This is a genomic window from Mycobacterium sp. SMC-13, assembly GCF_045311035.1.
Taxonomy (GTDB): Bacteria; Actinomycetota; Actinomycetes; order Mycobacteriales; family Mycobacteriaceae; genus Mycobacterium.
The window spans coordinates 1-12,504 of sequence record NZ_JBJIAI010000040.1 but is presented as its reverse complement, the minus strand read 5'-3'; the positions used below and the strand labels follow the sequence as shown (position 1 = coordinate 12,504).

Sequence of the window (12,504 nt, the reverse complement as noted above, 5' to 3'; positions counted from 1 at the left end):
AGTCTGGGGGAGAGCAGCTTTCGACTTCACGTCGAACAGGCTACGCCCTGTTTCAGGTCTTACTGTCCGCGTAGCTGGCGATGTGACTCAGGATGACTTCCGCGACGTCTCTGGGCTTTTCGGCAGGAGCCAGATGAGCGACACCGTCGAGGACGGCGCTGCACCCCGCCTGGACGCCGACGGCGATCTGGTGCGACAACTGTGGCGGCGTGGCAATGTCCTCAGCGCCGGCGATGGTGCAGACCGGTGCGACGATCTCCGGCAATCGGGTCTCCACGTCGAAGTCCGCGAGTGCCTCGCATACTTGGGCGTATCCCTCAGGGTTGATCTCGTCCAGCCCGTCGATGAGCGCCCGGTAGGTCGCAGGGTCACGTTCGTCGAAGCCGGCGGCAAACCAGCGTTGCGCTGAGCTGTCTTGAACCGCGCGAGTGCCACTGCGCCGCACCGTCGCGGCGCGGTCGTGCCACGCCTGCGATGTGCCGATCCGCGCGCCGGTACAGATCAGCGTTGCTGTCGCTACACGTTCGGGAGCATCGAGCAGCAGTTGCAGGCCTACGCACCCGCCGACTGAGACACCCGCGTAGTGGAAGACGGCCCCGGGTGACGACTGGTCGACCAGTTCCAGAACCGCGACTGCGAGGTCCGCCATCACGAACGGGTCATGGCATGTTCCCTGGGTGCTGCCGTGCCCTGGCAAGTCCCAAGAGACCACCCGGACATGGGCGGAAAGGTGTTGCGCGGCAGCATTCCACAGCGCCGCCGCGGAGGTGCCCAGCGACGGCCCGACCACCAGGAGCGGACAATCCGGAGCACCCGGCGGCTCTGCAAGGTGAAGACCGCCGAGCACGGGTCGGGTACTCACCGCGCCGGGCTCTTGATGTCGGAGGGGTGGGTCGCCAATGGCGTGACACGGATGGTCATGTATGCGAACAACGGCAGGTTGGAAAGTATGTGGTGGAGTTCGTCGTTGGACTCGACATCGAAGATCGAGAAGTTGGAGTACTCACCGGCGATGCGCCAGATATGCGGCCATTGTCCGCTGCGCTGTAGGTCCTGGGAGTAGGCCTTCTCGCGGGCCGCGAGGTCGGCCCAGGCCGCTGGGTCGAGGTCGGTGGGTGGGTGGACATCCATCCGGACGTGGAAGATCACGGCGGTCAGCTCTGCGGGTCTAGGGCGAAGTCGTAGGTGACGGAGATGCCGTTCGGTCCGGCGACCGGTTCGAGCATCAGTTCGGGTTTGACGGCGGTGGCGACGTCGTCGTTGTTGTGCGGATCGCCCGGGAAGTAGAGCTGTGCGGTGAGGGTCTGATATCCCGGCGCGGACACCTTGACGTGCAGGTGAGCTGGGCGCCAGGCGTGCCAGCCCGCTGCGGAGATGAGCCGTCCGCAGGAGCCGTCTGTGGGTATCTGGTAGGGCGCCGGCCGGATCGTGGTGATGCTGAAGGTGCCGTCACGGTCGGTGGGGATGGTGGCGCGCAGGTTCCACGGCGGGATGGCGGGCGCGAATTGGGAGTAGTAACCGTCGGCGTCGGCCTGCCAGAGTTCGACCTTGCCTGGCAGCGGGGCGCCGTCGGGAGTGGTGATCTTGCCGGTCCACACCAGTGGTGTGCCCTGCTCGCCGTCGCGCATGGGAAGCGTTGCGGGAGAGTCGATTTCGGGGGCGTCGGGCACGTAGTAAGGGCCTTCGATGGTGCCCTTGCTGCCGCGTCGATGTGCGGTGTTTACCTCCTCGACGACATGCTCGACGAAGACGTCGAGGAACAGGGGCCACTCGCCATCCTCGCCGACGCCAATGAGCCATGCCTTGAGGGCGTTGTACTCGTCGTAGCTGACGGCGTGCCGCCGGATCGTCTCGTGGATGCCGGCGAGGACCTCGCGCGCAAGCATGTCGACCCGTTCAGTTGGGGTGTCCGCGACTGCCTCGTACGGCGTCTTGTCGGTGTGAAAACGCTCAGTGGCAGCGGCGCCGGACGCCGCGGCGGTGGCGCTTGTCGCAGAAGTCGTCATTTCTATCTCCTTCAAATCTGGGGTCCTGGGAATGGAGGGGCCTGTTGCTACCGCGGGATGTCAGCGGTCGGTGCGGTAGTGGGCGAGCTTGTCCTCATCGACGTCAATGCCCAGCCCGGGGCCGGGTAGGCACTGAAGTGCTCCGTCACGGATGCTCAACGGCTCCGCGAGCAGGTCGTCACTCATGTCCAGATAGTTCGACAGCTCAGCGGCATGTTGTGACGTGCTCTGGTGGGCGGCACCGAACGCGAGTGAGCAGGCGGTGCCGATCTGACCGTCGATCTGGTTGCCGATGACAACTTCGAGCCCGAGACCCTCGGCCAGGTGATGCACGCGTCGCGATTGGGTGAATCCGGTTCTGGCGGTCTTGATGCTGATGGCCGTCGCCGACCCGGCCAGGACCTCGCGAGTGACGTCAGCCGCCGTGGGCACGGATTCGTCTGCGATAAAAGGGATGTCGAGGTGCTCGACGAGCCATCGGCGGCCCAGCACATCATCGGCCGGGCAGAGTTCCTCGGCGAAGAGCAAGCCCAGGTCGCTCATCTCCTTCATGGCGCGCAGTGATTCCGATGCGCTCCAGCCGCGATTGCCGTCGACGTAGAGTTCGACGTCGTCGCCGAAGTGGTTCCGCAGTGCGCGGACGACGGCGGTGTCCAACGTGACCGGATGGCGCCCCACCTTGACCTTGAAGGTGCGGATCCCATACACCTCATGCATCTTCTGTGCCTCGGCCACCATCGCCGCAGGGTCGTCGAAACCCAACATGTGGCTCACCCGCAGTCGGTCGGTGAACCCGCCGAGCATGTCACCGACCGAGATGCCGACGGTTCTCCCGAGCGCATCCCACAAGGCCATGTCTATCGCGGCTTTGGCGGCCGGGTTACCCACCGTGCGAGCAAGTTTCGCGTTCACGACCTCGCGTTGCAGCAGGGACAGCCCGACGATCTGCGGGCCGAAGATTTGGTCGATTACGGCGATGATGCCCGTCTGGGTTTCGCCATAGGTGAAGGGCCGCGGCGGGGCTTCGGCCGTGCCGACCACCCCGTCGTCGGTATGCACCCGGACCAAGACGTGTTCTGCGACGTGCACCTCACCGGACGCGAACTTCAGCGCCTTCGTGTATGGGATGGCGAACGGAATCGCCTCGACCCGGGTGATCTTCACCGTTCATCTCCGGATGGGCTCAGGTTCAGGCTTCCACCGGCGCAGTTTGATCGCGCCGGTGGAAGCGAACGTAGCGACATGAACTCGTAGCGAAGGACGTGTGGGCTCAGCGGTTACCGAAGTAGGACACGTCGTCGTTGCCGATGAGGTCTGGCACCGTCCAGCCGTCCAGGTCGTATTCGGAAAGGCACTGCTCGGCAAGGCCTTTCATCGCAGTGGCGTCGCCGCGTCCTTGGGCGGCGAACAGCAGCTCGGCTTTCACGTTCTCGTGGTTGCCGGAGTAGTTGCGCTCGTACAACTCGTGGCGGCCGCCGAACTCGGTACCGACCGAATCCCATAGCGCCTTCATGATTTTCACGCGCTCGACCGCGGGCATGCCGTCGGATCCGCGGACGTACTTGTCGAGGTACGGGCGCACGTTCGGCGAGAGGAAATCCGCTGAGCTGGAAGGCAGGTAGATAAGGCCCGACGCGACGTCCTGCTCGATGATCTCCTTGACGCGCGGGTATCCCTGGATCATGAACATCCGGTAGGTCAGGCCGTATTCGAGCTTCGGAATGACCGTGTCACCGACCCACGGCTCGGGGTCGCGCGCCATTGATTCACTCAACGCCCAGAACAGGTTTCGCCAGCCGATCACTTCGCCGACCCGCGTCTGCACGCCGCGGAATCCACCGGCGCCCGTTGCCTCGAGCGCCTTCATCAAGAGCCCCGCGATGAAGTCGAGTTTCACGGCCAGCCGCGTACATCCCTGGAAGGTGAAGCGGGGCAGGAAGCCCGACTGCGGGAAGAAGGCGTTGATCTTGTCGACGTCGCCGTACATGAACACGTTTTCCCACGGCACCAGCACCTTGTCGAAGATGAAGATGGTGTCGTTCTCATCCATGCGACTCGACAGGGGATAGTCGAACGGCGTGCCCATGACCGCGGCCTGCTGGGTGAACGAGGACCGGCAGATCAACTTCACCCCTGGCGCGTTCATCGGCACCGTGCAGATGAGCGCGAACTGCTTCTTCTTGATCGGCAGGCCGTAATGGGCGATGAAGTTGTAGTTGGTGATCGCCGAACCCGTGGCGACGACCTTCGCGCCCGAGACGATGAGGCCGGCGTCGGTCTCCTTCTCGACCTTCATGTACACGTCACCGACCTCGTCGGGCGGCAGCTGGCGGTCCACCGGCGGGTTGATGATGGCGTGATTCCAGTACAGGACCTTCTCCTGCGACTCCCGGTACCAGCGTTCGGCGTTGTCCTGGAACGGCGAGTACAACTCCTTGTTGGCGTGCAGGGTGCCGAGGAAAGACGCCTTGTAGTCGGGGCTGCGGCCCATCCATCCGTAGGTCATGCGGGCCCATCGGGCGATCGCGTCACGCTCTTTGAGCAAGTCTTCGGCGCAATGAGGAGCCTTGAAGAACGGCATCGTGACACCGCCATTGCCGGTGTCGGTCGGGCTGGTCACCTCGTCGACGTACTCGCCGCCGTGTAGCGAGTCGTAGAGCCGTGCTGTCATTCGAATGGGGTTGCGGAAGGCCGGATGGGTGGTGACGTCGGCGACGCGTTCACCGTGCAGGTAGATCTCGCGGTCGTCGCGCAGCGATTCGATGTACTCGTCGCCGGTCATGGGGCGGGTGGCGTAGTTGATGGCGCTGCTTTCGGTGGGTGTGGTGTCGCTGCTCGGAGTGGTGGTGGTCATGGTCGGGTGTTCCTTCGCGTTAGACGGTGTGAGGGAGGTGCAGGGGAGTGAAGGACGTCGCAGCGTCGAACCAACCGATTTCGGGGTCATCGGCGCTGCCTGCCCATGTCGCGTGCGCCGATGGCACACCGAGGCTGTGAAAGGTGCTGCGGTAGAAGATGAGTGGCGGTTTGTTGTGGGCGACGGCATCGACTATTTCGCCGATGAAGATGACATGGTCGCCGCCGTCATACTCGGCCCACGGGCGGCACGACAGGGTGGCCGACGTACCCGTCAAGATCGGACCGGTCGGGCCTTCGGCCCATGCGGGGTCACGCACGCAGGGCCGGCCGGCGAAATGCATCGCTGTGTCGATTTGATCGCTGGCCAGGACGTTGACCGCGAAGGGCGCTCCGCTGAGGTACGCGCAGGCCTTGGATCGTCTGGTCATCGTCACCTGGCACAGGCTCGGTTCCAATGACACTGCGGTAAATGCGTTGACTGTGGCGCCGTGTGGTGCGCCATCACTGTTACGGCACGTGATGACGGTGACGCCCGTGGCGAATTGGCCAAAGACGCTTCTCAAGTCATGCTGCTCGCCCATGAGACTCCTCGTTGAGATCGTTGTGGGACAAACTATTTGGGTTCGGCGGCCGCGTCGATCCGCAAAGCGCGGACACGATCCGCAATGCGCGGTGAGTTGCGATCCGGGTCACGCCGGTGGCCGGCGGAATTCTGGACAGCAGCCGATGGCTATGTCTGTCAGGCGTGCAGGGTCTGCGACGGCGACTCGCCATACTTGCGGCGGTACGCGGCGGCGAAACGGCCGGTGTGGGTGAAGCCCCAACGCATGGCAACCCCTGTGACAGTGGCATTCTCGGTTCCGTGCAGCAGCTCCTCGCGCACCCGGGCGAGGCGGATGTCGGCCAACAGCTCGCGAGGCGTGACGCCGAGGTAGGCGCGAAACCCTTCCTGCAGGCGGCGAACACTGACTCCCGCGACCTGAGCCATGTCGCAGGCAGTCCAGGCGCGCGCGGGGTCGTCACGCAACTGGTCCACAACGCGTTTCACGATTCGCGGCCGCAGTGTCGATGCCTGTGCGCCGCTCTCGGGCATCGCGGCAAGCACGAATGCGGTTGTGATCGCAGCGCACAGCTGTTCATGGACGAGGGGATGTTGTTTTGATGCCATATCGCCCGTCAAGCACTGCACCAGTCGTACCCAGGCCGCGCCGGCGCCGCCGGTGAGGTCGAGGTGATCGGGCGGCCAGTCGACGGGCTCGGCGAGCACGCGGTGAATTTCCCGATGCAGATAGTCGCGATCGAAGCGGACCCCGATGATGCCGCATGATTCGCTCCACCGCCGAATGCGCGCGGGGGTATCAGGAGGGAAGATCGTTGCGCGCTCGGGCGTAGCAATGAATTCGTCCTGACCGATGACCGACTCCAATTGGCCGGACACCGGGATGTTGACGGCGTACGCGCCGGGATGGGTGGTGACGACTGAAACGGCTGCGCCCCAGCTGATATGGGCGATCCTGATCGGACCTAAATCGACCCCGTCGGCGCGTGCCTTTCCCGCTCTCGCGTGGCCGAGGGGATGCAAGTCGTGCGGAAAATACGCGTTTGCCACGGCATATGAGACCTCATCCCAGTCCGTGCTCCCCAGGGTGACAGGAGCAACCATGACGGCTCCTTCCAGCGAATCGTCCTCAGCACCCGGTGAGATCGACCGGAGTCAACTGCCCTTGCCGATGCCACTTCATGGGTTGATTGCACCCGTCGAAGCCGAGGCTGTCGAGTCTGCGTGCCGTGCTACGGAACGGTGGTGTCCAGATAGGCCGACGCAACCTACGATCTCGGTATGAGCTCAGCGCGGAGCCAGCGACGAGGCGGCGAGCGGGTAGGTGCGCCGTTGAATCGACTTGTGGCTCGCCGCCATGATCTGGAAGCAGCCCAACGGATGCTGACCCAGTCGCGGTTGATCACCTTCACCGGACCGGGCGGTGTCGGCAAGACCCGGCTTGCTCTGGAAGTAGCACATCGTGTGCAGGGGAAGTTCCCCGACGGCGCCTGGCTGGTCCGGCTGACCGATCTGAGCGTCGGAGCAGGCGCCAACGACGTCGAGGCCGCGATCGTCAGCGCCCTGGGGATCAGCGATCAGTCAGCGACATCGCCGCGCGACAAGCTGCTGTCGGTTCTCCCCGAACGCCGACTGATGTTGGTCCTCGACAACTGTGAGCACGTCATCGATGCGGTGCGCGTCACCGTGCCCGTGCTCCTGCGGGCAGCGCCGAACCTGCGCGTCATCACCACCAGCCGGGAACACCTGGGCGTGGTGGGTGAGGTGCTGCGTCCGGTCCTCCCGTTGAGTGTGCCCGAGCTTGGAACGCCGGCCGAGCAGCTGGCCGCCGACGGATCCGTGAGCTTGCTCGTCGAACGCGCCGTCGCCGTGGACCCGGACTTCGACGTGACTACGGTCAACGCCGACGCCGTTATCGAGCTATGCCGGTTGCTAGAGGGATCGCCGCTGGCCATCGAATTGGCGGCAGCGAAACTGAGGTCCCTCACGGTCGAGCAGGTTGTCGAGCGGTTCCGCAAACGGTTGACCGCCCTCACTGCTTCCGATGTCAACTCGATGTCACGCCACCGATCGCTGCGGGCGATGGTGGAGTGGAGCTACGACCTGTGTCACGGCAACGCGCAAGTGCTGTGGCGTCGCCTGGCGGTGTTTCCAGCGACCTTCGACCTCGAACTCACCGAACAGGTATGTGCTTTTGGCGAGCTGCGTGCCGATGACGTGTTCGACTCGATCGACCGGCTCGTCGCCCAGTCGATCGTGCTCACCGACCGCGGTACGGGAACCATGCGTTACCACCTGCCGGCCGCCGTGCGAGAGGTCGCTGCCGAGTTGGCGGACCAGGCCGGCGAGACGGAGCAGTTGCACCGCCGCCACCGCGACGTGATGCTACGTCGCGCCGCCGGAATGTTGACGCAGTGGTGGGGACCCGACCAGGACAGCTTGATTCGACAGATGAGCCTCGATCACCCCAGCTACGTGGCCGCTGTGCATTGGAGCGCGACAACTCCATCAGAAGGGCAGATCGCGCTCGAACTGCTGGGCCGACTGCGTTATCAGTGGTTGTTGAACGGACGCCTCGCAGAAGGCAGGATGCGCATCGAGTCCATGCTCGCGGCCGAAACGTCACCATCGGCCGCGCGGGCGCACTGTCTGTGGGTCGTCACCTGGATCGCCCTGCTGCAGGGCGACCACGAATCGCCCGTCAGCTGGTTGAAGGAGCTCCAGTCGTACGCCATGGAGTCCGACGACGAAGTGTTCGCCGCGCACGCGCGCCACTGGACGGCGCTGCGGGATTTGTTCACCGGCGACACGGCCGCTGCCGTAGGTGGATTCAGCAGAGCGGTGGAGGATCACGCTGCCCGCGGCGATCGCGAAATGGAAATGACGGCCCGATACATGCTTGCGAGCGCTTTGGCCACGGACGGCGCGGCCGACCGAGCCCTCGCCGAAGCTCGTGAGGCCGCGACGCTCTGCGAGCAGCACGGAGAACGCTCGGCCCGCGGATATGCCGAATGGGCAGCGGCACTGGCACATTGGTTGCTGGGCCATTATGACGAGGCGGAGCGCACCGCGCGCCGAGCTTTGGCACTACGACGTGGTTTCGGCGACGGCATCGCGGTCGCGCTGACTACCGATCTGCTCGGGTGGATCGCCGGTGACCGCCGTCAATTCGGCCGTGCGCGGGTGCTCTCCCGTACGGCGATGGGGCTGTGGCAGGCAATCGGAACCTCCATCGGTGCGTTCGGACCCCGGTTGTCCGGTTTCGCTGTCGCCCACACCCCCGAGCCTGCGCCGGCGGACACGTCACCTTCCGTCAGGCCGATGGACGTCGATGAGGCGATCGACTTCGTGCTCGGCGTCCTCGATGGTGCACACAGATCGGCGCGCCTGCCCAGCGAACCGCTGACGAAACGGGAATTCGAAGTCGCAGCGTTGGTCGAGGTGGGCCTGTCCAACCGCGAGATCGCCGAGCGCCTCGTCATCTCCAAGCGCACAGCAGACGGCCACGTTGAGCGCATTCTTTCCAAGCTGGGCTTCGCGTCCCGCGCTCAAGTGGCTGCCTGGATGGCCCGGCACCCGTCGCCGCGCTAGACGCGCCGCAGGTTCATGCCTCCGTCGACCACGATGGCCGTGCCATTGACGAAGGATGCGGCGTCGGAGGCCAGATAGGTCGCCAGGCCCGCGATGTCGGCCGGTGCGGCCATTTCGCCCTGACCCTGGGTCACCACCTCCGCGAACGACGCGCCGGTGATGTCGGCGAAGACGTCACTGGTGCGGGCCACCATCTCGGTGTTGACGAAGCCCGGACAGATGGCGGTGGCACGCACCCCATGGTCACGCAGCTCGAGCGTCATAGCTTCGGTGAGCCTGATCAACGCCGCCTTGGTCGCCGAGTAGACACCGAGGAGGGGGAAGGCCGCCACGCCGCTGACCGAGGCGATGTTCACGATGGCACCGCCGCCATCGATGAGCGCCGGCACGGCATGCTTGTACACAAGCCAAGGTCCGCGCACGTTGATCGCCATCAACCGGTCGAAGTCCGCCTCGCTGGTCTCGTGCAGCGGGCCGATCGCTTCCACACCGGCGTTATTGACCAGCACATCGATCCCGCCGAGGGACGCGGTCGTCGTCTGCACTGCCGCGGCCACGCTGTCGGCTGAACTCACGTCGCATGTGACACCGATTGCGCCGCGGCCGATCTCTTTCGCTGCGACGTCGGCGCCCTCGATGTCAGCGATCGCGACGACTGCACCGGCTTCGGTAAAGGCTTCGGCGATCGCGCGACCGATCCCGCGGTGGCCGCCGGTTATCAGCGCTCGCTTGCCGTGGAGAGATCCGCTCATCTCAGTGCGTCTTCTTTCTGTTCGTGTCAAGTGTGGACAGGGTGAATCAGGTTGTAATGGTGGGTATTTCGTCGGTGGTGGCCGGTCACTGCAGGCCCCGGCCACCACCGACGCCTCAGCCGACGACGCTGGCCACGGCTTGCCTGACCAGCAGCGGGCCAAGGAATTCCGCCATCGCGTCGTGGATCTCCGCGGTGCGCGGGACCGCCCCCGACACTGACAACGTGGTGTGCATCAGGCGTGAGAGGCGTCGGCATTGCGTCGGCACCCCGGCGGCTTGCAACGCAGCCGCGTAGTCCTCGGCTTCGTCCCGAGTCGGGTCGATCTCCATGGTGACGATCAGTGTCGGCGGCAATCCCGACAGGTCGTCGGCCCGGATCGGTGCCGCCCACGGCGACGTGGCGTTCGCGGGGTCACCCAGGTACATGGCCCACATCCGTCCCCCGATCTCGGCCGAGATGATCGGTCCGTTCGCGAACTGCTTGCGAGAGCCGTTGTCGGCCAATGGGTCTACGGGTGGCGTCACCAGAATCTGGGCCCGCAGCGTGGGGCCGCCCTCGTCTCTGGCGCGTAGTGCGGTCACCGCCGCAAGGTTCGCTCCGGCGCTTTCGCCGCCGATCGCAATACGGTCGGGGTCTCCGCCGAACTCGCTTGCATGCTCACCCGCCCACCGCAGCGCGGCGAGGACGTCATCGGGGCCTGCGGGGAAGGGATGTTCGGGTGCCAGCCGATAGTCCGGTGACACCACGACCGCGCCGACTCGTTGAGCCAGGACCGCGCACGGCTCGTCGAATGCGTCGAGGCTTCCGCCGATCCAGCCACCACCGTGAACGAACACGATGACGGGTAGCGGAGCGGTGCTGCCTTCGGGGCGATACAGCCGTACCGGGCGCTGTCCCTGCTCCGTTGGATAGGAGACTTCGGTAACGGAGACCCCGGTCGGCAGCGGAAGCTGCAAGGCCTTGAAGGCTTCCAGGCTGAAGCGAACTTCCTCCAGCGAACACTGCTCGAGGGGTTTCATGCCCATGTTCATCATGCCTCCGAGCAGGAAGACTTCGCTCCCGTCAAGACTGACCAGTGGCGAAACCGGCCTTTCGTGACCGTCGAAGGCAAATCCGCTGAAGTCGTGCGCCGCCACCTCGGCGACGATCGCGCGAAACATCGGGGCGCCGGTGAAAAGCGAGATCGGGGTCCGCGCCTTGCCCTTGATGTTGTCGCCCATATACCACGTGGTCGCGGTGGGAAACAGTGTCACGTCGGCGACTTCACAGACCAGCTCGTTGTAGCGGGTCTCGGCCTCATCGGTCACTTCCGCTGTTCGGTACCCGCGCTCGTCCATCGTCGTGATCAGGTCTGCGATGAAGTCGACGCTGTCTTCGATGGCAGTGGGATTGTTGAACAACGCAGCGGGACCTTGCGGGCCGTTGATGTGGAAGAGGTTCGGAAACCCGTGGGTGGCCGCGCCCAGATAGCACCGTTGGCCGTGCGCCCAGTGATCGGTCAGTTGCTTGCCTTCACGGCCGATGACGCCCATCCGCATCAGGGCTCCCGCGCCCACATCGAATCCGGTGGCCAAGATGATGACGTCGAATTCGTATTCCTGCTCAGTGGTGGCGATACCTTTTTCTGTGATGCGCGCGATCGGTGTCGTGCGCGCATCGACGAGGCGTACGTGGGGCTCGTTGAATGTGTCGAAGTAGTTGGTTTCGAACGTCGCCCGCTTGACCCCGTACGGGTAGTCGGTCGGGCACAACAGTTCGGCGACCTCGGGGTCGGTGACACGCTCGCGGATGCGGCTTCGGATGTAGTCGGCCACCGTCCGGTTCGCTTCGGGATTGGTGATCAGGTCGTAGTAGGTGGAGGCAAGCATGCGGAAACCGCCGCCGTTGTAGAACTCGTCGTAGACGGCGCGTTGTTGCTCTGGGGTGTGGGCCGCTGCGGGAAGTACCGCGCGGGGATACGCCGCGCCCGCGATGCTGTTGCGTGCCTCCTCACGAATCTTCGGGTAATCGGCCACCGTGGCGTTGAATTCGTCGTCGGACAACGGCCTGTTGCCCAGGGGGCAAGCGAAGTTCGGGGTCCGCTGGAAGACCGTCAATTGGTCGACCTCACTGGCGATGGTCTGGATGACCTGGATGCCCGTGGACCCCGTGCCGATCACGGCGACGCGTTTGCCGGCCAAGTCGATGCCGTCTTGCGGCCAGCTGCTGGTGTGCACCACCGTGCCGCCGAAGTCGTCCTGTCCGGGGAAGTCATTGGGCTTCGTCACCCCGAATCCACCCGCCGCGTTGAGGAAGAACCGTGCGGTCGTGATGGCCCCGTCGTCAGTACCGACGCGCCACCGCGCGGTGTCCTCGTCCCACACCACCGAGGTAACCCGGGTGTTGAAGCGGTAACTGCGTCGGAGGTCGAACCGGTCAGCGACGTGTTCGAGGTATCGCTTGATCTCGGGCTGCGCGGCGAAACGCTCCGTCCAGCGCCACTCGCGCTGCAGGTCCTCGTCGAACGAGTACGAGTAGAAGATGCTCTCGAAATCGCAGCGCGCACCGGGGTAGGTGTTCCAGTGCCACACTCCGCCGGCGCCGGGCGCGGCTTCAAAAGCTTGCACAGAGAGCTTCAACCCGTTACGGAGTTTGTGGGTCGCATAAAGACCCGAGAATCCTGCTGTCGTCGGTCACGTAATTCCCCAGGGGTTGCTGTCACGTAATTCCCCAGGTGTGGGCCTCGTGTTGGTCTTACC

9 protein-coding genes and 1 pseudogene are annotated in these 12,504 nt (G+C 64.7%); 1 reads left to right on the top strand and 9 read right to left on the bottom strand.

The window, feature by feature from the left end; genetic code table 11:
- Positions 1 to 52 precede the first annotated feature (52 nt).
- The 7 genes from ACJH6I_RS29815 to ACJH6I_RS29785 form a co-directional block, all read right to left on the bottom strand.
- On the bottom strand, positions 53 to 862 hold the full coding sequence (locus ACJH6I_RS29815) for an alpha/beta fold hydrolase (protein ID WP_079630339.1): 810 nt from the start codon (positions 860 to 862) through the stop codon (positions 53 to 55).
- Positions 859 to 1,149 carry a muconolactone Delta-isomerase gene (gene catC / locus ACJH6I_RS29810; protein ID WP_079630338.1) on the bottom strand — a complete coding sequence of 97 codons (291 nt, stop codon included), beginning with the start codon at positions 1,147 to 1,149 and terminating at the stop codon, positions 859 to 861. Before catC ends, ACJH6I_RS29815 begins: the two co-directional genes overlap by 4 nt.
- Positions 1,150 to 1,154: 5 nt before the next feature.
- Positions 1,155 to 2,006: a catechol 1,2-dioxygenase gene (catA, locus tag ACJH6I_RS29805; protein WP_079630337.1), complete on the bottom strand. Its 852-nt coding sequence runs from the start codon at positions 2,004 to 2,006 to the stop codon at positions 1,155 to 1,157.
- Between the two features lie 60 nt (positions 2,007 to 2,066).
- Positions 2,067 to 3,170, bottom strand: coding sequence for a mandelate racemase/muconate lactonizing enzyme family protein (locus tag ACJH6I_RS29800; protein WP_079630336.1), 1,104 nt, complete (start codon positions 3,168 to 3,170; stop codon positions 2,067 to 2,069).
- Between the two features lie 106 nt (positions 3,171 to 3,276).
- A complete protein-coding gene (locus ACJH6I_RS29795) occupies positions 3,277 to 4,860 on the bottom strand; it encodes a 4-hydroxyphenylacetate 3-hydroxylase family protein (protein WP_079630335.1) in 1,584 nt (527 codons plus the stop codon).
- Positions 4,861 to 4,879: 19 nt separating this feature from the next.
- The gene (locus ACJH6I_RS29790) at positions 4,880 to 5,443 is read right to left on the bottom strand and encodes a flavin reductase family protein (RefSeq protein WP_079630334.1); all 564 of its coding nucleotides are present in this window, start codon (positions 5,441 to 5,443) and stop codon (positions 4,880 to 4,882) included.
- Between the two features lie 158 nt (positions 5,444 to 5,601).
- Positions 5,602 to 6,525: an AraC family transcriptional regulator gene (locus ACJH6I_RS29785; RefSeq protein WP_079630333.1), complete on the bottom strand. Its 924-nt coding sequence runs from the start codon at positions 6,523 to 6,525 to the stop codon at positions 5,602 to 5,604.
- Between the two features lie 276 nt (positions 6,526 to 6,801).
- Between ACJH6I_RS29785 and ACJH6I_RS29780 the strand changes: the two genes are divergently transcribed.
- Positions 6,802 to 9,012, top strand: a complete 2,211-nt coding sequence (locus ACJH6I_RS29780; RefSeq protein ID WP_318986860.1) for a LuxR C-terminal-related transcriptional regulator — start codon at positions 6,802 to 6,804, stop codon at positions 9,010 to 9,012.
- Here the strand turns inward: ACJH6I_RS29780 and ACJH6I_RS29775 are convergent.
- Together ACJH6I_RS29775 and ACJH6I_RS29770 are read right to left on the bottom strand one after the other, a co-directional pair.
- Entirely contained in the window at positions 9,009 to 9,764 is a 756-nt protein-coding gene (locus tag ACJH6I_RS29775) for an SDR family NAD(P)-dependent oxidoreductase (protein ID WP_016895005.1), read from the bottom strand. The two genes, ACJH6I_RS29780 and ACJH6I_RS29775, sit on opposite strands and share 4 nt — an antisense overlap.
- A 115-nt stretch (positions 9,765 to 9,879) precedes the next feature.
- Positions 9,880 to 12,429 (bottom strand): annotated as a pseudogene (locus tag ACJH6I_RS29770) (flavin-containing monooxygenase); the annotation flags it as partial.
- Positions 12,430 to 12,504: the final 75 nt, after the last annotated feature.